Source organism: Leisingera sp. ABM4_060, from assembly GCF_056158765.1.
This window is the reverse complement of record NZ_JBSWTX010000001.1, coordinates 265,473-284,810: the sequence shown is the minus strand read 5'-3', so window position 1 is coordinate 284,810 and position 19,338 is coordinate 265,473. Positions and strand designations below refer to the sequence as shown.

Genomic DNA, 19,338 nt, shown 5'->3' with positions numbered 1-19,338 from the left:
CCGTCACCGCGAAAAACTGCAATCAGACCGCTGCGGAACCTCCGGCCGTTTCATTGAACGGAGGCTGCTTCCACCTGATGCCCGGCTGCCCGCCAGGCGTTCCTTGCCGCGGCCAGCTCCGCCTGCCGCACCAGCAGATAGTCCCGGCAGAAGGTCGAGATAGCAAAGACCCCCAGGCCGGCCTCTGACACCGGCCGCACCGCCGACAGCACCACCCCCGGCGCGTCGAAATCATAAAGGTCAGAGACCTGAAACGCCGCCCAGCCGGCAGAGCTTTCGCTGCCCTCCGGCACCCGCTCCGCCAGGCAGACCACAGAGATTTCATCCCCGGCATGGGTCGCATTGACCAGCCCCGGCCCGCTCACCCAGGCAGGCAAAGCGGTGCCGGGCGCAAGCCGGGACACGGCGTATTCACCGGGCAGCCCGCGCAGCAGCAGCTTGACATGCATCGGTCCGGATCAGCCTTCCAGGCACCAGCGCATGATGGCCTTCTGCGCGTGCAGACGGTTTTCCGCCTCGTCAAAGATCACCGACTGCGGTCCGTCCATAACGGCGGAGGTCACCTCTTCCTCGCGGTGGGCCGGCAGGCAGTGCATGAACAGCGCATCGGGTTTCGCATGCGCCATCAGCGCATCGTTCACCTGATAGGGGCGCAGCATATTGTGGCGGCGTTCCTTGGAGGACTGGCTGTCATGCATTGACACCCAGGTGTCGGCGACAATCAGATCGGCGCCTTCCACGGCCTTCGCCGCGTCGCGCTCAACCACGATCTTGGATCCCGCCTTGCGCGCCAGCCCCATGAATTCTTCCTCCGGGTCCAGCTGCGCGGGACCGGTGAAGGTGAGGTCAAAGCCGAACTGACCGGCCGCATGGATGAAGGAAGCACAGACATTGTTGCCATCGCCGCACCAGACCACTTTCTTGCCCTTGATCGGGCCGCGGTGCTCCTCGTAGGTCTGCACGTCAGCCATGATCTGGCAGGGGTGGGTGCGGTCGGTCAGGCCGTTGATCACCGGCACGTCGGAATATTCCGCCATTTCGGTCAGCACGGTCTCGTCAAAGGTGCGGATCATGATCATGTCGACATAGCGGCTGAGGACGCGGGCGGTGTCGGCGATGGTCTCGCCATGGCCCAGCTGCATGTCCTTGCCGCTCAGCACCATGGTCTGGCCGCCCATCTGCCGCACGCCGACGTCAAAAGAGACGCGGGTCCGGGTCGAGGGTTTTTCAAAGATCAGCGCCACCATCCGGTCCTTCAGCGGCAGCTCATCATCCAGCGCGGCCCTGGGGCGGCCCAGGCGCGCCTGCTTGGTGGCCTTGGCCTGGTCGATGATCACCCGCAGGTCGGCGGGGGCGGTTTTGTGGATGTCGAGGAAGTGTTTCATATCGGTATCGCTTTTGGCTGGCGAAGGCCGGGGGCGCTGCCCCCGGACCCCCGGAGTATTTCGGACCAGAAAGAAGCTTAGGCGGCTTCAACCTGGGCGGCGGTTTTGTCCAGGCGGCTGACGGCCTCGGCGATGTCCTCATCACTCAGGGTCAGAGGCGGCAGCAGGCGGATCACATTGTCCGCTGCCGGAACGGTGATCAGCTCGTTCTCATAGCCTGCATTCACCACATCCATGTTCACCGCCTTGCACTTGAGGCCCAGCATCAGGCCGGACCCGCGCACCTCTTCGAAGACGCCGGGATGGTCTGCGATCAGCCCTTCCAGTTTCTGCCGCAACAGGCCCGCCTTGCGGTTCACCTCCGCCAGGAATGCCTCATCAGCGACGTGGTCCATCACTGCACAGCCCACCGCGCAGCCCAAGGGATTGCCGCCGTAGGTGGAGCCATGGGTGCCCGCGGTCATGCCGCTGGCGGCCTCTTCCGTGGCCAGCACCGCACCCAGCGGGAAGCCGCCGCCAATGCCCTTGGCCGACATCATGATATCAGGCGTGACACCCGCCCATTCATGGGCAAACAGCTTGCCGGTGCGCCCGACGCCGCATTGCACCTCATCCAGGATCAGCAGCAGCCCGTGCTCATCGCAGATCGCCCGCAGCGCCTTCAGCTCCGCATCGGGCACCACACGGATGCCGCCTTCGCCCTGCACCGGCTCGATCATGATGGCGGCGGCGGTCTCAGAGATGGCATTGGTCACGCCATCCAGATCGCCAAAGGCCAGATGCACGAAGCCGGGCAGCAGCGGGCCGAAGCCCTTGGTCATCTTCTCGGACCCCGCCGCCGCAATCCCCGCCGACGACCGGCCATGGAAGGAGCCGTCAAAGGTGATGATCTCCACCCGCTCCGGCTGGCCCTTGTCGTAGAAATACTTGCGCGCCATCTTCACCGCCAGCTCGCAGGCCTCGGTGCCGGAATTTGTGAAGAACACGGTATCGGCAAAACTATGTTCCACCAGCTTGTCCGCCAGCGCCTGCTGCTGCGGGATCTGGTAGAGGTTGGAGACATGCCACAAGTTCTGCGCCTGCGACGTCAGCGCCTCCACCAGCGCCGGATGGGCATGGCCCAGCGCATTGACCGCAATGCCTGCCCCCAGATCCAGAAAACGTCGCCCGTCCGCCGTGGTCAGCCAGGCGCCTTCGCCTTTGACGAACTCAAGCGGTGCACGGTTGTAGGTCGGCAGAACGGACGGGATCATCAGGATCATCCTTTTTCAAAGATAGAGGCCAAAGCTGTGACGCAAGCCAGGCCATAGGTCAACGGAATTGGGAAGGAATGTGCCCAACAGCGGCACAACAGATCAAAGGGCCGGTTACGCCAGGCGGCGTCGGCGTCGCGAGATGGTGATATTTACGCGTTTGATCATGGGATGGCTCCATAACGGAGGTTTCCCCGAAAGAAAACCCCTTCCGGAGCCTTTTGCCGCCATTTCGCCGTTCCCGCCCGGCCCCTGCTTCTTTCTGGTCAAAAATACTCCGGGGTGAATTGGCCGCGAGGCCAAGAGGGGCAGCGCCCCTCTTCCCTTCACACCTGCGGGGCAGCGCCCCTCGCCCTGCCTGCAAATTACCTCAGCGGCCGGCGCCTTTCCCCTTGCATCCCGCGGCGGCTTGCCGCACCGCTGGGGCCATGAGCATCGCCACACCGCAGAACCCGGCCCTGGCCGCCGCGCTGATCCTGGCGGCAACCACCTTCATTGCCGCCACCACCCTGCTGGCCAAGGCGCTGGGGACCGAAGCCCTCGGCGCGCCGCTGCACCCGATGCAGATCAGCCACGGGCGGTTTCTGTTTGCCTTCATGGGCATCTCAACGGCGGTCCTGATCCTGCGGCCCAGGTTCATCCGGCCGCATTGGGGCTATCACATCGGCCGCACCTCTTTCGGCTGGGCGGGGGTTACGCTGATGTTTGCCTCGGTGGCCTATATCCCGCTGGCCGATGCCACCGCGATCACCTTTCTGAACCCGGTCTTCGGGATGCTGCTGGCCATTCCGCTCCTGGGCGAGCGGGTCGGCCCCTGGCGCTGGGGAGCTGCGCTGATTGCCATGATCGGCGCGATGATCCTGCTGCGCCCCACGCCTGCCAGCTTCCAGCCTGCGGCGCTGCTGGCGCTGACCGCCGCCGCGGTAATGGGAATGGAGCTGATCTTCATCAAGAAACTGGCAGGCCGCGAGGCGCCCTTGCAGGTCTTGTGGTTCAACAATCTCCTGGGCCTGGCCATCGCGACCTGCGCGGTGCTGCCGGTCTGGCAGATGCCTACGCCTTCGCAATGGGGGGCGCTGGCAGCGCTTGGCCTTTTGATGGCCTGCGCCCAGGCCTGTTTCATCAACGGGATGGCGCGGGCCGATGCGTCTTTCGTGGCGCCGTTCAGCTATGCCACGCTGGTCTTTGCCGCACTTTATGACTTCCTGGGCTTTGGTGCGGTCCCGGATGCCATCACCGTGCTGGGCGCGGTGATCATCCTGGCGGGCGCCGCCATTCTGGCCTGGCGGGAGGGGCGGCAAAGGCCGCAGGCGCGCGCCTCAGTCCCCGCCGCGAAATAGCGTTCACGGAAAGTTTCTCCCAGCCCCAGGCCCGGCAGCGACCGCCGCGTCGAAAACCGGCATTTTCCGCATATGTTCCGCCGCCACCCTGATCCCCAGCAGGACAGGAGGGACAGATGCACGAGCGGCGGATACCTGATTGGCTGCGCCATGCGCCGGTGCCCTCGGTGCAGGACTTCGGCATTCTTGCTGGGCTGGAGGCGGTGGTGCGCGGCATCCTGATCTCGGTGTTTCCGCTGATCATGTACCGGGCGCTGGGGGATGCCGGGCTGGTCTCGGCCTCATATTTTGCCGTCGGCGTCTTGTCGCTGATTGCCGGGATGATGGTGCCAGGGCTGATCCGGCTGCTGCCGCGCCGCTGGGCCTATTCGCTGGGGGCCGCGATGTTTGTCCTCTCCGCCGGATTTGCGATCGAGGGCAGCCCGGCCTCGGTTCTGGCGGCGCTGGCGCTCAACACCGTGGCCTCCGTTGTCACTTTCATCTGCTTCAACGCCTATGTGCTGGATTACATCGCCCGGGTGGAGCTGGGCAGATGCGAGACCTCGCGGATGTTCTATTCCGCCGTGGGCTGGACCGCCGGGCCGGTGGCGGGCGTGCTGCTCCTGGAGTGGCGGGCGCCTGCCCCCTTCCTAATCTCGGGCGGCGCGGCGCTGATCCTGCTGGCGGCCTTCTGGTGGATGCGGATGGGCAACGGCAAGCAGATCGCCCGGGCGCGCGGACCGGCCTCCAGCCCCTTGAAATACGTCCCCCGTTTCCTGGCCCAGCCGCGGCTGGTCACCGGCTGGCTGTTTGCGGTGATCCGCTCGGCGGGCTGGTGGATCTATGTGGTCTACCTGCCGATTTTTGCCATCGAACAGGGCCTGGGAGAGGAGCTGGGCGGTATCCTCCTGTCCGCCACCAATGCCGCCCTGTTTGGCGCGCCGCTGCTGCTGCGGCTGGTGCAAAGGCACTCGATCCGGCTGGCGGTGCGCGCCGGATTTCTGGGCGTGACATTCTGCTTTGGCGCTGCGGGGCTGGCCCAGGGCTGGCCGATGGTGTCGATTACGCTGCTGGTCGCGGGGTCTGCGGCGCTGATCCTGCTGGACATCTGCGCCGGGCTGCCCTTCCTGATGGCGGTGAAACCTTCGGAGCGGACCGAGATGTCGGCGGTCTATTCCAGCTACCGCGATATTTCCGGCATCCTGACGCCGGGGGCGGCCTGGCTGGTGCTGCTGGTGGCGCCGGTGGCGGGGGTTTTCACCGCAGGCGCCGCCGCCACCGCGGCTGCCGTCTGGCTGGCGGGCAAGCTGCATCCGCGGCTGGGGCACCGCAAGCTGGCACCGGCGGCGGAACCGCTGCCGGCGGAATGACGGTGTCAGGGTTTCAGGCGGTAGCCGCTGCGCAGCATCACCCAGGCCAGCAGGCAGACGGCAAAAGTGGCGCCGCTGCACACCGCCAGCCCCAGCCAGGGCGAGCTGTCGGAGGTGCCGATCACCCCGAATCGCACCCCGTCGATCAGGTAGAACACCGGGTTCACATGGCTGATTGCCTTCAAAACCGGCGGCAGCGCCTCAACCGAATAGAAGGTGCCGGACAGGAACGCCAAGGGCGTCACGATGAAATTGGTGATCGCCGCCATCTGATCGAACTTGTCGGCAAAGACCCCGGCGACGATGCCAAGCCCGCCCAGGAAAGCCGCGCCAAGCACGATGAACACCAGCGCGACCAGCGGATGCGCGGGCACGATCTGCAAGACCGCCATCAGCCCCAGCCCGATCGCCAGCGCCACCAGCGTGCCGCGCGCCACGGCGCCGGCCAGATAGCCCAGCAGGATCTCCAGCCCCGACAAGGGCGGCATCAGCGTGTCGACGATATTGCCCTGCACCTTGGCGATCACGATCGATGACGACGTATTGGCAAAGGCGTTCTGGATCACCGTCATCATCATGATGCCCGGCGCCAGGAAGGTGAGGAACGGCACCCCCATCACATCGCCGCGCTTGGGGCCGATGGCGATGTTGAAGATCATCAGGAACAAGGCCGCGGTCATCAAAGGTGCCAGCAGGGTCTGGGTCCAGACCGCCAGAAACCGCTTCACCTCACGCCAGGCCAAAGCCTTCAGCCCCATCCAGTTCACATGCCCGAACCGGCGCGCGCCAAGTTCGACCTGATAGCCCTGATCCGCCATGCTGTCTCCAATTCCTCTGCCTTGCCTGCATAACCTCTGCGGCTAGGGGCGCAAGATGCCTTGTAACTCCGCCCGGAGTGATTAAAATAGGAGATCACACGGAATTTAATGGCGGCCCGCAGAACCCCTGGGGCCGCTATTGGCTTGGAAAGGCAACATATGTCCTGGACAGACGAGCGCGTCGAACTGCTCAAGAAAATGTGGGGCGAGGGCCAGTCGGCCAGCCAGATCGCCAAGGAACTGGGCGGCGTCACCCGCAACGCCGTCATTGGCAAGGTGCACCGCCTCGGCCTGTCCAACCGCAACAGCGGCGGCGCCAAGGCCGCCGAGCCGAAGGAAAAGCCCGCAGCAGCCCCGGCCGCCGCGGCGCCGAAACCTGCGGCTGCGCCCAAGCCCAAGCCGCAGCCCAAGACTGAACCGGCGCGCCCCGCTGCCGCACAGCCTGCGGCTGAAGCGAAACCGGCAACGCCTGCACGGCGCCAGATCATCCCGGCCGGCCAGCCGCTGCCGCCGCAGCCTTCGGCCAATGAAATCAGCCCCGAGGCGCTGGCCAAGGTCAACGAGATTGAAAAGAAAGCCAAGAAGCTCACCCTGATGGAGCTGACCGAGCGCACCTGCAAATGGCCGGTGGGCGATCCGGCAACAGAGGACTTCTGGTTCTGCGGCCTGCCCGCACAGCAGGGCAAACCCTATTGCGAGGCACATGTGGGCGTGGCGTTCCAGCCGATGTCCTCGCGCCGCGACCGCCGCCGCTGAGGCGCCGCGCCGCACCGCATCCGAAACCCGCGCCCCGGCGCGGGTTTTTTGTTTGACAGGCGCCCGCTGCAATCATCAGCCGGCGGCTGTGCGGCCCATGGGTCTCAGGCCGGAAGTGTTGCAACGCTGGTGATCACCGCCGTTGCAGCCAGAATGCCCAGCATAAGCCCCGCTTCCGCTTCGATGGAGCGGGCCAGATGCCGCCCGGCCCGGGGCTCTCCGGCCTGCATTGCCGGAACAAAGCGCAGCTTGTTTGCTGCCGCCAGCGAAAGAAGCGCCGCCACCAGGCCCAGCTTGACCAGCAGGGTCCGGCCATAGCCGGTCGAAACCAAAGCTGCCGGGGTCCCCACCAGCTTCCAGGCCATCAGCAGCCCGGCCAGGATCAGCACAGGGACAATCACCATGGCCGCCTGGCCGAACCGGTGCCCCAGCAAAGCGGCGTTATGCAGTTGCCCGGGCTGCCGCGACAGCCAGTGAAGCGGCAGCAGGATCCCGATCCAGAACGCCGCCCCCGCAAGGTGGAGCATCAGCAGCAGCCGGGCACCGGTCAGCTCCAGCGCCGGAACATGGCCGATCCCGGTCAGCGACCACAGCCCCAGCCCGCCGCCGCACAGTGCAGCCCAGCGGCCGGAACCGGGCCAGAGCAGCCCGGCAACCAGCAGGGCAGCCCCTGCGAGCCGCCACAGCAAAGCGCTGCTGGCCGGGGTCTGCCACAGCAAGCCCAGCATTTCCGGGTCGGTCATCCCGCCGGCATCCCCGGTCAGCGCAGCCCCGCGCAGCAGAAAGCTCAGGACAGAGGCGGCCAGGGCCAGGCATGCCAGCGGGACCGCTTGCCTGCGGAGCCGGCCATCAAGCGGCGACAGCAGCGCTGGAAAGGCAACCCGCGCCAGCATCAGCCCGGCCGCGCCCGCAAAGCCTGCATAAAGCGCCAGCTTCACCAGGATCGCGGCGAGTTCCCAGCTATCCGGAAGGCTCATTCGACTTCGAACGAGAACTGGCCCTTCATGGTGTGGCCATCGGCCCCCAATCCGCGCCATTCAACACGGTAGGGTCCTGCCCCCATGCCCTCCAGCGGCAGGGTGAACGACTGCGCAAAACCTGTCTGCCGGCCCAGATCCAGCTGCACCGGCGGCTGATCCCGATGCACCAGTTCCACCCGTGTCAGCCGGATGCCGCCGGCAAATTCGAGGCTGAGTTGTGCCGGAAGCGCGCTGATCACCGCGCCATTTGCAGGGGTTGTGCTGTCCAGCGGGGAATGCGCAGCCGCACCGCTGCCGATTGCAGCAATCCAGACAGCGGCGGCAAGATTTTTCATTGGGCCGGCCCTCAGTTGTTTCCATTGCAGCCCGGGGGGTCGCGGACAGCGGGCGCATCCGGCGCAGAACCGGCTGCGTGCCGCCAAATTGCCAGCAGCGAAATCCCTTGCCAAGCGCAATTGCACGCATTTTCAGGCTGCTTTGCCCGCCCGTCTCCAGCGCGCCTGCCGCCCTGCCGGCCCCTGCAGGCTGCGAACCGGCAAAAAACCCGCGCTCGCCAGCGCGGGTTTCCTGTCTTGCCTGTTGTTATGGCAGGAGGCCTGCGTCCTGGAGCCCTTGCAGGGCCTGAACCAGTCCTGTGCCGGATCAGTTGGTGACCGGGCCTTCGGAGGTGAACTTGGGGATCACATTGCCGGAGGCGTCCTTGGGCTCGATGCCCGGCCAGTTGCCTTCGGCGATGTTGATGTTGCCGGGGATGTCCTCTTCCCAGAAACCCACGACCACATCGGTGATGTTCAGATACAGCTTGTCATCAACGATGCGCCACAGGTTCGGGTTGGCCGGAACCTTGCCGCCCTTGGACACGCCATAAGCGCAGTGGCCATCGTATTGCGGCGCGTAATAGGCCGGGTTTTCCAGGAACTTGTCGCGGTTTTCCGCGGTGGAGAAGGCCCAGGTGGCGCCGTTGTAGTCGGCGGTGAAATCCGCATTGCCGCGCACGGCAGCCGTCTGCGGCGTGCCCACCGGGTTCATCTCGAGGCTGCGGTAGGCCACCACGTCATAGCCCGACACGGCATAGCCGGTGCCGTCGACATACTGCTCGCCCGCAAAGGCGGGTGCGGCAAAGGTCAGCGCTGCCACGGCAGCAAGTGCAAAACGCTTCATGAAATCATCCCTTTCATCGGTGATCGCTTCAACTTGGGCACCGGCATCCTATCCGGCCTCGGGTCTGACATTATAGGCCCTGAAACAAATGCGAAGGGGGGCTCACGCCTCTGTGTCCGCAAACGAGTCCCCGTGAGCATTTTGAAAAATTTCCGCCGCCCATACCTTCCAGTCATTGGAATTTGTAAATATCCCCTTATCTCAGCCTGAGCCAATTGCCGCAGCGCGTGCGATTGACCGCAAACAGGAAACAATCAGAACAAGGCCCGACAGATGAGCGACACCCCCTACACCCCGCCCAAGGTCTGGACATGGGACCAGGAAAACGGCGGCGAATTTGCCTCCACCAACCGCCCCATTGCCGGTGCGACGCATGACAAGGCGCTGCCCGCGGGCAAGCACCCGCTGCAGCTTTACTCGCTGGCGACCCCGAACGGGGTGAAGGTCACCGTGATGCTGGAGGAACTCCTGGCCAAGGGCCATACGGGCGCCGAATACGACGCCTGGCTGATCCGGATCGGCGACGGCGACCAGTTCGGCTCCGGCTTTGTGGAGGTGAACCCGAACTCCAAGATCCCGGCGCTCCTGGACCGCAGCGGCGAGGAACCGGTGCGGGTGTTTGAAAGCGCCTCGATCCTGATGCATCTGGCGGAGAAGTTCGGCGAGTTCCTGCCCGCAAGCGGTGCAGCGCGCACCGAGACGCTGAACTGGCTGTTCTGGCAGATGGGCAGCGCGCCCTACCTCGGCGGCGGTTTCGGCCATTTCTACGCCTATGCGCCGGAGAAATTCCAGTACCCGATTGACCGCTTCGCGATGGAGAGCAAGCGGCAGCTGGACGTGCTGGACCGGCAGCTGGCAGAGCGGAGCTACATCGCGGGTGAAGACTACACCATCGCCGATATGGCGATCTGGCCCTGGTACGGCCAGCTGGTGCTGGGCCGCCTTTATGATGCGGCCGAGTTCCTGGACGTGGAAAGCTACACCCATGTGGTCCGCTGGGCCAAGGCCATCGACGCCCGCCCGGCGGTGCAGCGCGGCCGCATGGTGAACCGCTCCTTCGGCGATCTGGAGATGCAATTGCACGAGCGCCACGACGCCAGCGATTTCGAGACCCGCACCCAGGACAAGCTGGAACCGGCGGCGGAGTAACCGCCTGGCCGCAAACATCCCGGCCCTGGCCTTGCCGGGTGCTCCCGCGCCCGCGCACCCCCGGGCAAGGCCCGGGCTTGCTTATGCGGCCTTGGGCCCGGCGCCGCGCTGACGCGCGGCGCCTCCCCGATTGCGGGCCGCCCCTGCCAGTTTCCGGGTCAAGGGCTGCGCCAGCAGCCGCGCATCGCGCGGTTTACCCTTGACGCGGCAATTGGCAGACACAGCCTTGCCAGGGCGCTTAAGGGCAGGCCTGCCCTTAAGCGCTTCCCAGCAGGCTTCCTTGCGCTGTGCGCAGCACAGCGCCACGCCCAACTGTGAGGCGCATTCTGCGAATGCGCTGGAACAGGCGGGAGCCTCCCCCTTCCTGTTCTTTCAACCGCTAAACCAGCCGCGGCGGCTTGTCCGGGTTGCTGCCCGGGATTTCCGGCTGATAGCTTTGCGGCTCCGGCGGCTGCGGCAGGTCGAACCGCAGCCCGACCCGGGCCAGGCTGGCGGCCACCAGGTCCTCGGCCTCGAAAAACGCAACATCCATCGCCCCGGCCTCAATCCCGGAGAAGGTCAGCGCTTCGCCCGCCGCCTTGGCAAGCGAGGCCTGCGCGGCCTCCTTGGCGCCGACAAAACCCAGCAGATGCCCCTGCCCGCCGCCGGCATAGCGCACGCCCGCCAGATAAGCCGCCGCCGCCAGCCCGCCTGCAGTGGCAAGCTTGGCATCCAGCGCCGTCAGCAGCGCCTCCGGCAGGCCCTTCGGCGGGGTGAATTCGGTGACGCCTGCCTCCACCTCTTCCGGCGCATGGCCGAGGGTCTGATCCAGCCAGGCGATGGCCTCTGCCGGGATCAGCAAGGCTGAGGGCGCCACCTCTAGGTTCAGCCCCAGGCCAATTTCCTGCCCGCCCCCCTGCCCGGCCAGCATCTGGCATATCACCCGGCCCGACAGCGCCGCGTAGGGAACAGGCCTGCCTGCAAATTGCGCCAGCCGCTCCTCACGGTCGAACACCAGCACAAAAGCCCCCTCCGGCGTCTCGAACAACTCGGGCGAGATCTGATCGCCGTCCGCCTCGGCCGCCAGCATCAGGAACAGCTCCGCATCCGCCAGCCGCTCATAAAACCGCAGCCGGGCGGCATCGTCCCCGGGCGCGGCCTCCATCGCCGCATGGGCCAGATCCAGCGGGGTCTCTTCTGTCATCGCATCAGCTCCTTCACCCTGGCCTGCAGAACCGGCAGCAGCTCCGCCTCGAACCAGGGGTTTTTCTTCAGCCATCCGGTATTACGCCAGGAGGGATGCGGCAAGGGGAAGACCTGCGGCGCATGATCCCGCCAGCCCTGCACCAGCGGCGTCACAGAGCCTTTCCAGCCAAGGTGATAGCGCTGCGCATGGGCGCCGACCAGCACCTTCAGCTGCACCTGCGGCAGCTGCGCCATCACCCGCGCGTGCCAAGTCCTGCCGCAGATGGCAGGCGGCGGCAGATCGGCCTTTTTGCCGTTGTAGCCGGGAAAACAGAAGCCCATCGGCACCACCGCCACCCGCTCCTTGTCGTAGAACTCCGCCTCGCTCAGACCCAGCCAGGCGCGCAGCCGGTCGCCGGAGGGATCGGTGAAGGGGCGGCCGCTTTCATGCACCCGTGCCCCCGGCGCCTGGCCCGCAATCAGGATCCGGGCAGCGGGGCGGAACCACACCACCGGCCGCGGTTCATGGGCGGTGGCGGTGGCGGCAAACCGCTCTGCACAGATCCGGCAGGCGCGAATCTCTGCCTTCAGCTGCCGCGCCGCTGCCATTGTTTCCGCTTCGGAACCAGTCATCTGCTGCCCCGCTTTCCGGCTCAGCCGGGAAAAAACCTGCGCCGGCCCCCGGATACACGCCAATTTGGTTAAGACTTGGTTGATGAATTATGTCACAATTCGACATAATAAGGCCAAATTCCCCGCGTAGGCCATTAACACTCTTTTGATATCAAAGAGGCACGGGCGCGTTTGAAGGCGCTTGGACAATGAGGCAGACAGAGCCCGCAATGGGCCGCACGGGCAGCACCGGAACCAGCGATGCTTGAGTTTGAAAACGTCAGCAAGTCCTTTTGGACGGGAACCCAGCGCAAGGTGATCCTTGACCGCGTGTCGTTCCGTATCGAGCCCGGCAAATCGCTGGGTGTGCTGGCGCCAAACGGCACCGGCAAGACAACGCTGATCAACATGATGGCCGGATTGGAAAAACCCGACGAGGGCGAGATCCGCCGCCATTGCAACATCTCCTTTCCACTGGGCTTCATGGGCGGGGTGATCAGCCGCCTGTCCGCCATGGAAAACAGCCGCTACATCGCCAAGCTCTACGGCCTCGACCCGGATTATGTGGAGGCTTACTGCCGCTGGCTCTGCGGGCTGGGGGAGTATTTCGACCAGCCGATCGGCACCTATTCCTCGGGCATGCGGGCGCGGTTCAGCTTTTCGCTGATGCTGGCGCTGGATTTCGACATCTACCTGATCGACGAAGGCATGCCCAGCACCACCGATGTGGAGTTCAACCGCAAAGCAGGCGAAATCCTGCAGGAGCGGCTGGCCACCACCACCATCGTCATTGTCTCCCACCAGGCCAAGACGCTGGAGAAATTTGCCCGTTCCGCGGCTGTCCTGCTGCAGGGACAGCTGCATATGTTTGACACTTTGGAAGAAGCGAAACAGCTCTATGACTACGAAACCGAGAGCTAAGAAGTTCCGCATCCGCCGCAGCCCCGCCGCTGCCGCCGAAGCGCCGCCGCAGGCCGCAGGCCCTGCCGCCGCCGCGGAGCCCTCCGCGCCGCAGCAGCCGCCGCGCCCGGCGGGCAATGCCGCCGCAGCGGCAGCGCAGCCGCAGGCGCAAGCACGGACCCAAGCTCAGGCCCAGGGTCAGGCACAACCGCAGGCTCAGGCTCAACCTCAGGCAGCGGACCGCCAGGCCGGCGCCGCTGCGCCGATGGCGGGCATGGTCAGCTCGCCCCGCGAAAGCAAGATGGAAACCGACATTGAGGCGATCCGCCAGGAGGGGCTGACCGGCCGCCAGCTGCGCCTGGCCCGCCGGATGGCGCAGAAGCACAACCTGGCCGCCACCTCGGACTTCGAGGCGGTGCGGATGCTGCGCGAGCGCGGCATCGATCCGTTCAAACGCGCCAACATGCTGGAGCTGGTGGTGCCGCAGAACAAGGCGCAGCCCGCGGGCACCCCGCCCGCGCCGGGCTCCGTGCAGCTGCCGCAGACCGTGCCGGCCGCCAAGACCACCCTGCCCTCGACCGAGCTCAGCCCGGCAGAGCGGCGCAGCCGCGAAATCCAGGAAATCCAGCGCGATATCGCCCGCCGCCGCCGCCGCAAGCTGACGCTGCTGGCGGCACGGCTGGCGTTCTTCGTGATGCTGCCGACCCTGGCCGCGGGCTATTACTTCTACTCGGTGGCGACACCGATGTTCTCCTCCAAGTCGGAGTTCCTGGTGCTGCAGGCCGACGGCGGCGTCGGCGGCGGCGTCGGCGGGCTGCTCAGCGGCACCCAGTTTGCCACCAGCCAGGATTCCATCGCCGTGCAGGGCTATCTGCAATCCAAGGAGGCGATGCTGCGGCTGGACCAGGAGGCCGGCTTCAAGGCGCATTTCACCCAGGACATCCTGGACCCGATCCAGCGGCTGGAAGAGGATGCCTCCAACGAGCAGGCCTATGCGACCTACCAGCGCAACGTGAAGATCGGCTATGACCCGACCGAAGGCGTGGTGCGGATGGAAGTCTCCGCCGCGGATCCGGCCGTCGCGGCAGAATTCTCCCGCAAGCTCATTTCCTATGCCCAGGAGAAGGTGAACAACCTTTCGCAGCAGAAACGCGCCGACCAGATGTCCGAATCCGAAGCCGCGCTGACCGATGCCGAGGCCAAGCGCCGCGCCGCGCAGCAGAACCTGGTGGTGCTGCAGCAGCAGGGCGCCGTCCTGGACCCCGAAGGCGTGGTCGCCTCGCTGCGCCAGCAGATCAGCACCTTTGAAATCCAGCTGGAGGAAAAACGGCTGGAGCTGGCCGCACTGCAGGACAACGCCCGCCCCAACCGCGCCAAGGTCTCCGGCGCAGAGGCCGACATCCGGCGGCTGGAGGCGGTGATCGCCAGCCTCAACAACCGCATGGTCGATGCCTCGGCCGGCGAAAACTCGCTGGCCAATCTGCGCATCCAGATCCAGATGGCCCAGGCCGACCTCGCCACCCGCGACCTGATGCTGCAATCGGCCTTGCAGCAAATGGAAACCACCCGCCTGGAGGCCAACCGCCAGGTCCGCTATCTGACCACCGCGGTGGAGCCGGTGCCCAGCGAGGAACCCTCCTATCCGCGCAAGTTCGAGAATACCGTTTTGGCATTCCTGATCTTTTCCGGTATTTACCTGATGTGTTCGCTCACCGCGTCCATCCTGCGCGAGCAGGTCTCCTCGTAAAGCCATCGGAAGCCACGATCGGAATCCCATGAAAAACGTATCTGTCGCCGGATTGAACATCGGCAATGACCGCCCGCTGACCCTGATTGCAGGCCCCTGCCAGCTGGAAAGCGCCGACCACGCGCAAATGATTGCAGGCCTGCTGAAGGAAGCCTGCGGCAAGGCCGGCGCCCAGTTTGTGTTCAAGGGTTCCTTTGACAAGGCCAACCGCACTTCGCTGAATGCCAAGCCCGCCCTGGGCCTGGACAAGGGCCTGGCGGTGCTGCAATCCGTGAAGGACAGCATTGGCGTGCCGGTGCTGACCGACATCCACGAGGCAGAGCAATGCGAACCCGTCGCCGAGGTCTGCGACATCATGCAGATCCCCGCCTTCCTGTGCCGCCAGACCGCCCTGCTGCTGGCCGCGGGCCGCACCGGCGCCGCGATCAACGTCAAGAAGGGCCAGTTCCTGGCACCCTGGGACATGCCCAATGTGGTCGCCAAGATCGAAAGCACCGGCAACGAGAAGATCCTGCTGACCGAGCGCGGCGCCTCCTTCGGCTATAACCGCCTGGTGGTCGACATGCAGTCGCTGCCGGAAATGGCGCGCACCGGCTATCCGGTGGTGATGGACGCAACCCACGCGGTGGCCCAGCCCGGGGGCCTGGGCGGCGCCTCTGGCGGGCAGCGCGAATTTGCCCCGGTCCTGGCCCGCGCCGCCGTGGCCACCGGCATCGGCGCCGTGTTCACCGAGACCCATCAGGACCCCGACAACGCCCCCTGCGACGGCCCCAACATGATCTATCTGGATCAGATGCCGCAGTTGATTGACACATTGATGCAGTTTGATGCATTGGCCAAAGCCAATCCGATCCGCATTTAACAAAGAGATTTCGACATGACCAAACCCCTGCCCGAGGTGACCCCGAACACCTGGAGCTTTCTGCGCGACGCGATGATCACGCCGACCGGTTTCCGCGAATACGACGCCCGCTGGAAATACCCGGAGGAGATCAACCTCCCCGGCATGACAGCCCTGGGCCTCGGCCTCGGCACCCAGATGCGCAAGCGCGGCATCGACCCGGTGATCGCGGTCGGCAACGACTACCGCGACTATTCCCTGGCGATCAAGAACGCGCTGATCCTCGGCCTGATGCAGGCCGGCATTCAAGTGAAGGACATCGGCCCGGCGCTGTCGCCGATGGCCTATTTCGCCCAGTTCCACCTGGATGTGCCCGCGGTCGCCATGGTCACTGCCAGCCACAACCCCAACGGCTGGACCGGCGTCAAGATGGGCTTTGACCGCCCGCTGACCCACGGCCCCGACGAGATGGGCGAGCTGCGCGGCATCGTGCTGAACGGTGAAGGCCAGGCAGCACCGGGCGGCTCCTACGAATTCGTCGATGGCGTGAAAGAGGCCTATCTCGACGACCTCGTTGGCGATTTCAAAATGTCCCGCCCGCTGAAAGTTGTCTGCGCCACCGGCAACGGCACCGCCTCCGCCTTTGCGCCGGAGCTGTTCAAGCGCATCGGCGTCGAGGTGGTCGAGAGCCACAATGAGCTGGACTACAGCTTCCCGCATTACAACCCGAACCCCGAAGCGATGGAAATGCTGCACGACATGTCGGCATCGGTAAAGGCTTCGGGCGCCGATCTGGCGCTTGGCTTTGACGGCGACGGCGACCGCTGCGGCGTGGTCGATGACGAGGGCGAGGAGATCTTTGCCGACAAGGTGGGCGTGATCATGGCGCGCGATCTGTCGAAGCTCTACCCGAACTCGACCTTTGTGGCAGATGTGAAATCCACCGGCCTCTTTGCCTCCGACCCGGAGCTGCAGAAGAACGGCGTGACGGCGGATTACTGGAAGACCGGCCACAGCCACATGAAGCGGCGGGTCAAGGAAATCGGCGCGCTGGCAGGGTTCGAGAAGTCCGGCCACTACTTCCTGGCCGAACCGGTGGGCCGCGGCTACGACTGCGGCATGCGGGTCGCGGTCGAGGTCTGCAAGATGCTGGACCGCAACCCGGGCCAGTCGATGTCGGACCTCAGGAAGGCACTGCCCAAGACCTGGTCCACCCCGACCATGTCCCCCTATTGCGCCGACACCGAGAAATACACCGTGCTGGAACGCCTGGTGCAGAAACTGGTGGCCAAGCATGAGGCGGGCGAGCAATTCGCGGGCCGCGCCATCAAGGAAGTTGTGACCGTGAACGGCGCCCGGGTGATCCTCGATAACGGCTCCTGGGGGCTGGTGCGCGCCTCCTCCAACACCCCGAACCTTGTGGTGGTCTGCGAAAGCTCCGAAAGCGAGGCGGAAATGCGGGCAATCTTTGCCGATGTCGACGCGGTGATCCGCACCGAACCGCTGGTGGGCGACTACGACCAGACCATCTGACCTTGGCCAAGAGGTTTTTCGCCTGCTGTCGCAGGCGATCCGCGCCCGCCTTCGGCGGGCGCTTTTTTCTTTGGCTGAGAAGCGATCTAAGGTCAGGTCTGCCCTTAGATGCGCGTTCTCCAGTGTAAAACGCCTGCAGCCGCGTCAAGGACACGCCGGGCCATGCCCGGTGGCCTTCGGCCATCCTTGACCCGGCCTCCGGCTTGGGCCCGTTAATCGCCGCCGAGCAGGCGCAGCAGCTGATCCCGGGCCTCCTGTTCGATGCGCTCTTTCAGCACATCGTTCAGATCCTGCTCCGGCGCGATCTCCGTCTCCAGGTTCAGTTCCTCGCCCAGCTTCTGGCGCAGCCGGTCCTTGGCTTCCTGTTCGACGTCATCGATCCGGGTCTGCAGCGCCTGGCTCAGATCCGGGCGGATATCCGGGTCCGCCCAAGGGCCGGTGACCCGCACCGGGATGGTCAGCACCTGGTCGCTGCCTGCCCGCACGATCTGCGGCGTGAACAGGTAATCCAGATCCCGCGCGCCCAGGCCGATCCGCCCCTTGCCATCCGCCCGGAACCCCTTGAGCAGCACCAAGAGGTCCTCATTGCGCAGGTTGCCGCCCTCGATCGTGTAGCTGGCGGTCAGCTGGTCGAATACGGTGCTGCCGCCATTGCCCCCCGAGCGCATCAGCTGCTCCAGATCAAAGCCGGTGAAAAAGCCCTGATCCGCCTCCAGCCAGCCCTTGCCGCTGAGCGAGCGCATCACCGCATCCACCGAATTGCCGGAGCCGAGAAACTCCAGCTCGCCCAGCGCTTCGCCATTCAGGCGGCTGTAGCCCGCCGTCTCGCCCAGGGCCCGCTCCAGCCGGATGCCGTTGAAATTCAGCTTGCCGCCCACCGACAGGCCCCCCCGGTTGTTGGCCACCACCTGCCCCTGCACCTGGCCGCCGAACATCGCCGCGGGCAGGAACTTCAGCACCGCCCGCGATCGCTCCACCGTCAGGTTCAGCTTGCTGGCGCCCAGCTGGATGCCGCCGGTGTCCAGACTGTCAAAACTGAGATCAATGACAGCATCCGCCAGCCCCAGCGCCGAGGCATCGATCCTCTCCCGGGACCAGCCCTCTGCCGCCGCCCCATCGCTGCCGCCGCCACCGCCTGCCAGCGCAGAGAAATCCAATGCCCCGCCCTGCAGCTGCGCGGTGATCTTCGGGCGCTCCAGCAGCACCGCATCCGCCGCGCCGCTCAACCTGTTGGAGCCCAGCTCCACCGCCATGTCCCGCATCGACAGCCGCCCGTCCGCGGTATAGGTCACATCAGCGCCGAACACCGACTTCTGCGCAAACCCATCCGGCAGGAACACCCCCAGCGCCACCGCAGTCTGCAAGGCATCCTCCGCCCCAAACGTCAGCCGCCCGCCGGCCTCGCCGCGGATATCGGCGTGGCCGTCAAAGCGGCCCTTGCCGCCGGGCACAGCCACCGTCGCCCCGACCGAGGAGACCTCCCCGGCCAGGAACGCCGCAAAGGTGCCGATCTCGGCGTCCACCTCCACCGGCTCGCCCGCCGGGCGCAGGGTCGCCTTCACCTGCACCGTGCCATCCGGCTCCGGCCACAGCAGGCTGAGGTCGATATTCTTCATCTCCACCGGTGTTTCCCCATGCGCCGCATAGCGCAGCGAGGCGCCGGTCAGCGCCACCGCCTCGATCCGCAAAGGCAGCGCACCGCTGCCGCCGCCAGAGCCGCCCGCAGCCGCCGTGCCCCCGTCAAAGACCCAGTTGCCGGTGCCATCCTCCCGCGTTGCCAGGTTCAGATGCGGCAGGATGGCGGAAATCTCGGTCACCCGCACATTGCCCTGCAGCAGATCCGCCGCCGCCACCCCGATGGTCAGCCGCTCGGCGCTCAGCATCGGCTCCGGCCCGGCCCAGCCGGCATTGGCCAGCGTCACCGCATCGGCCTTGACCCCCAGGGTGGGCCAGAAGGTAAACCGCGCCTTGCCGCCGATCTCCAGCTTGCGCCCGGTCTGCGCCTCCACCTGATCGGCGGCCAGCTGCGCAATCTTCTCGCCCGGCAACAGCAGCACCAGCCCCAGCAGGACCGCCACCGTCAGCACCAGCGCCGTCGCAATCCGGATAATCAGCCTCATCACCCCACTCCTCATGTCTTGTCCCCCATTCCGGCAGCCTGCTCCGGCAAGGGTCTTTTCCCCAGCTTACCGCGTGGAGGGGCAGGCGCAATGCGGGATGTGGTTCCTCAAACGAGAGGTTCGCGCCCGTCCCGGGGGGGGGGCGCTCGTCGCGCCCGCCGCCGTGCTGCCAGCACGCCTCCGGTATGACGGGGCGGGCCGGGCGCGAACCGGATCGCTTTGCGATCCGG

At 65.8% G+C, this 19,338-nt stretch carries 18 protein-coding genes; 8 read left to right on the top strand and 10 right to left on the bottom strand.

Features of this window, described 5'->3' with window-relative positions:
- Positions 1 to 50: 50 nt before the first annotated feature.
- The 3 genes from ACXAEH_RS01280 to ACXAEH_RS01270 form a co-directional block, all read right to left on the bottom strand.
- Positions 51 to 449: an ACT domain-containing protein gene (locus ACXAEH_RS01280; RefSeq protein ID WP_475030686.1), complete on the bottom strand. Its 399-nt coding sequence runs from the start codon at positions 447 to 449 to the stop codon at positions 51 to 53.
- Positions 450 to 458: 9 nt separating this feature from the next.
- The gene (gene argF, locus ACXAEH_RS01275; protein WP_475030685.1) at positions 459 to 1,385 is read right to left on the bottom strand and encodes an ornithine carbamoyltransferase; all 927 of its coding nucleotides are present in this window, start codon (positions 1,383 to 1,385) and stop codon (positions 459 to 461) included.
- A gap of 77 nt (positions 1,386 to 1,462) precedes the next feature.
- Positions 1,463 to 2,638 carry an acetylornithine transaminase gene (locus tag ACXAEH_RS01270; RefSeq protein WP_475030684.1) on the bottom strand — a complete coding sequence of 392 codons (1,176 nt, stop codon included), beginning with the start codon at positions 2,636 to 2,638 and terminating at the stop codon, positions 1,463 to 1,465.
- 428 nt (positions 2,639 to 3,066) lie between these two features.
- Between ACXAEH_RS01270 and ACXAEH_RS01265 the strand changes: the two genes are divergently transcribed.
- Positions 3,067 to 3,978: a DMT family transporter gene (locus ACXAEH_RS01265; RefSeq protein ID WP_475030683.1), complete on the top strand. Its 912-nt coding sequence runs from the start codon at positions 3,067 to 3,069 to the stop codon at positions 3,976 to 3,978.
- Between the two features lie 116 nt (positions 3,979 to 4,094).
- Positions 4,095 to 5,327 carry an MFS transporter gene (locus ACXAEH_RS01260; RefSeq protein WP_475030682.1) on the top strand — a complete coding sequence of 411 codons (1,233 nt, stop codon included), beginning with the start codon at positions 4,095 to 4,097 and terminating at the stop codon, positions 5,325 to 5,327.
- A 5-nt stretch (positions 5,328 to 5,332) separates the two neighbouring features.
- On the opposite strand, the gene ACXAEH_RS01255 is transcribed toward ACXAEH_RS01260, so the two are convergent.
- Entirely contained in the window at positions 5,333 to 6,145 is an 813-nt protein-coding gene (locus ACXAEH_RS01255; protein WP_475030681.1) for an ABC transporter permease, read from the bottom strand.
- A gap of 159 nt (positions 6,146 to 6,304) precedes the next feature.
- Between ACXAEH_RS01255 and ACXAEH_RS01250 the strand changes: the two genes are divergently transcribed.
- The gene (locus tag ACXAEH_RS01250; protein ID WP_475030680.1) at positions 6,305 to 6,901 is read left to right on the top strand and encodes a GcrA family cell cycle regulator; all 597 of its coding nucleotides are present in this window, start codon (positions 6,305 to 6,307) and stop codon (positions 6,899 to 6,901) included.
- A gap of 104 nt (positions 6,902 to 7,005) precedes the next feature.
- Here ACXAEH_RS01250 and ACXAEH_RS01245 read toward each other — a convergent pair whose 3' ends face one another.
- The 3 genes from ACXAEH_RS01245 to ACXAEH_RS01235 form a co-directional block, all read right to left on the bottom strand.
- Positions 7,006 to 7,878: a copper resistance D family protein gene (locus ACXAEH_RS01245; RefSeq protein WP_475030679.1), complete on the bottom strand. Its 873-nt coding sequence runs from the start codon at positions 7,876 to 7,878 to the stop codon at positions 7,006 to 7,008.
- Positions 7,875 to 8,216 carry a copper resistance CopC family protein gene (locus ACXAEH_RS01240; protein WP_475030678.1) on the bottom strand — a complete coding sequence of 114 codons (342 nt, stop codon included), beginning with the start codon at positions 8,214 to 8,216 and terminating at the stop codon, positions 7,875 to 7,877. The genes ACXAEH_RS01245 and ACXAEH_RS01240 overlap by 4 nt, the downstream gene beginning before the upstream one ends.
- 307 nt (positions 8,217 to 8,523) lie before the next feature.
- On the bottom strand, positions 8,524 to 9,042 hold the full coding sequence (locus ACXAEH_RS01235) for a YHS domain-containing (seleno)protein (protein ID WP_475030677.1): 519 nt from the start codon (positions 9,040 to 9,042) through the stop codon (positions 8,524 to 8,526).
- Positions 9,043 to 9,315: 273 nt separating this feature from the next.
- Between ACXAEH_RS01235 and yghU the strand changes: the two genes are divergently transcribed.
- Positions 9,316 to 10,191, top strand: coding sequence for a glutathione-dependent disulfide-bond oxidoreductase (gene yghU, locus ACXAEH_RS01230; RefSeq protein WP_475030676.1), 876 nt, complete (start codon positions 9,316 to 9,318; stop codon positions 10,189 to 10,191).
- Positions 10,192 to 10,570: 379 nt separating this feature from the next.
- Here the strand turns inward: yghU and ACXAEH_RS01225 are convergent, their stop codons facing one another.
- Entirely contained in the window at positions 10,571 to 11,374 is an 804-nt protein-coding gene (locus tag ACXAEH_RS01225; protein WP_475030675.1) for an SseB family protein, read from the bottom strand.
- Positions 11,371 to 11,988: a uracil-DNA glycosylase family protein gene (locus ACXAEH_RS01220; protein ID WP_475030674.1), complete on the bottom strand. Its 618-nt coding sequence runs from the start codon at positions 11,986 to 11,988 to the stop codon at positions 11,371 to 11,373. The genes ACXAEH_RS01225 and ACXAEH_RS01220 overlap by 4 nt, the downstream gene beginning before the upstream one ends.
- Positions 11,989 to 12,228: 240 nt before the next feature.
- Here ACXAEH_RS01220 and ACXAEH_RS01215 point away from each other — a divergent pair, with 240 nt between their 5' ends.
- The 4 genes from ACXAEH_RS01215 to ACXAEH_RS01200 are packed head-to-tail and all read left to right on the top strand — an operon-like array spanning position 12,229 to position 16,988.
- Positions 12,229 to 12,888, top strand: a complete 660-nt coding sequence (locus ACXAEH_RS01215; RefSeq protein ID WP_475030673.1) for an ABC transporter ATP-binding protein — start codon at positions 12,229 to 12,231, stop codon at positions 12,886 to 12,888.
- A complete protein-coding gene (locus ACXAEH_RS01210) occupies positions 12,866 to 14,614 on the top strand; it encodes a KpsE/RkpR family capsule polysaccharide export protein (RefSeq protein WP_475030672.1) in 1,749 nt (582 codons plus the stop codon). The genes ACXAEH_RS01215 and ACXAEH_RS01210 overlap by 23 nt, the downstream gene beginning before the upstream one ends.
- A 28-nt stretch (positions 14,615 to 14,642) precedes the next feature.
- Positions 14,643 to 15,476, top strand: coding sequence for a 3-deoxy-8-phosphooctulonate synthase (kdsA, locus tag ACXAEH_RS01205; protein ID WP_475030671.1), 834 nt, complete (start codon positions 14,643 to 14,645; stop codon positions 15,474 to 15,476).
- A gap of 15 nt (positions 15,477 to 15,491) precedes the next feature.
- A complete protein-coding gene (locus ACXAEH_RS01200) occupies positions 15,492 to 16,988 on the top strand; it encodes a phosphomannomutase/phosphoglucomutase (protein WP_475030670.1) in 1,497 nt (498 codons plus the stop codon).
- Positions 16,989 to 17,200: 212 nt separating this feature from the next.
- Here ACXAEH_RS01200 and ACXAEH_RS01195 read toward each other — a convergent pair whose 3' ends face one another.
- Entirely contained in the window at positions 17,201 to 19,108 is a 1,908-nt protein-coding gene (locus ACXAEH_RS01195; RefSeq protein WP_475030669.1) for an AsmA family protein, read from the bottom strand.
- Between the last annotated feature and the right edge of the window lie 230 nt (positions 19,109 to 19,338).

Coding starts and splice junctions, on each gene's coding strand:
- ACXAEH_RS01280 (WP_475030686.1), bottom strand. CDS start 449: ATGCATGTCAAGCTGCTGCTGCGCGGGCTGCCCGGTGAATACGCCGTG.
- argF (WP_475030685.1), bottom strand. CDS start 1,385: ATGAAACACTTCCTCGACATCCACAAAACCGCCCCCGCCGACCTGCGG.
- ACXAEH_RS01270 (WP_475030684.1), bottom strand. CDS start 2,638: ATGATCCCGTCCGTTCTGCCGACCTACAACCGTGCACCGCTTGAGTTC.
- ACXAEH_RS01265 (WP_475030683.1), top strand. CDS start 3,067: ATGAGCATCGCCACACCGCAGAACCCGGCCCTGGCCGCCGCGCTGATC.
- ACXAEH_RS01260 (WP_475030682.1), top strand. CDS start 4,095: ATGCACGAGCGGCGGATACCTGATTGGCTGCGCCATGCGCCGGTGCCC.
- ACXAEH_RS01255 (WP_475030681.1), bottom strand. CDS start 6,145: ATGGCGGATCAGGGCTATCAGGTCGAACTTGGCGCGCGCCGGTTCGGG.
- ACXAEH_RS01250 (WP_475030680.1), top strand. CDS start 6,305: ATGTCCTGGACAGACGAGCGCGTCGAACTGCTCAAGAAAATGTGGGGC.
- ACXAEH_RS01245 (WP_475030679.1), bottom strand. CDS start 7,878: ATGAGCCTTCCGGATAGCTGGGAACTCGCCGCGATCCTGGTGAAGCTG.
- ACXAEH_RS01240 (WP_475030678.1), bottom strand. CDS start 8,216: ATGAAAAATCTTGCCGCCGCTGTCTGGATTGCTGCAATCGGCAGCGGT.
- ACXAEH_RS01235 (WP_475030677.1), bottom strand. CDS start 9,042: ATGAAGCGTTTTGCACTTGCTGCCGTGGCAGCGCTGACCTTTGCCGCA.
- yghU (WP_475030676.1), top strand. CDS start 9,316: ATGAGCGACACCCCCTACACCCCGCCCAAGGTCTGGACATGGGACCAG.
- ACXAEH_RS01225 (WP_475030675.1), bottom strand. CDS start 11,374: ATGACAGAAGAGACCCCGCTGGATCTGGCCCATGCGGCGATGGAGGCC.
- ACXAEH_RS01220 (WP_475030674.1), bottom strand. CDS start 11,988: ATGACTGGTTCCGAAGCGGAAACAATGGCAGCGGCGCGGCAGCTGAAG.
- ACXAEH_RS01215 (WP_475030673.1), top strand. CDS start 12,229: ATGCTTGAGTTTGAAAACGTCAGCAAGTCCTTTTGGACGGGAACCCAG.
- ACXAEH_RS01210 (WP_475030672.1), top strand. CDS start 12,866: ATGACTACGAAACCGAGAGCTAAGAAGTTCCGCATCCGCCGCAGCCCC.
- kdsA (WP_475030671.1), top strand. CDS start 14,643: ATGAAAAACGTATCTGTCGCCGGATTGAACATCGGCAATGACCGCCCG.
- ACXAEH_RS01200 (WP_475030670.1), top strand. CDS start 15,492: ATGACCAAACCCCTGCCCGAGGTGACCCCGAACACCTGGAGCTTTCTG.
- ACXAEH_RS01195 (WP_475030669.1), bottom strand. CDS start 19,108: ATGAGGCTGATTATCCGGATTGCGACGGCGCTGGTGCTGACGGTGGCG.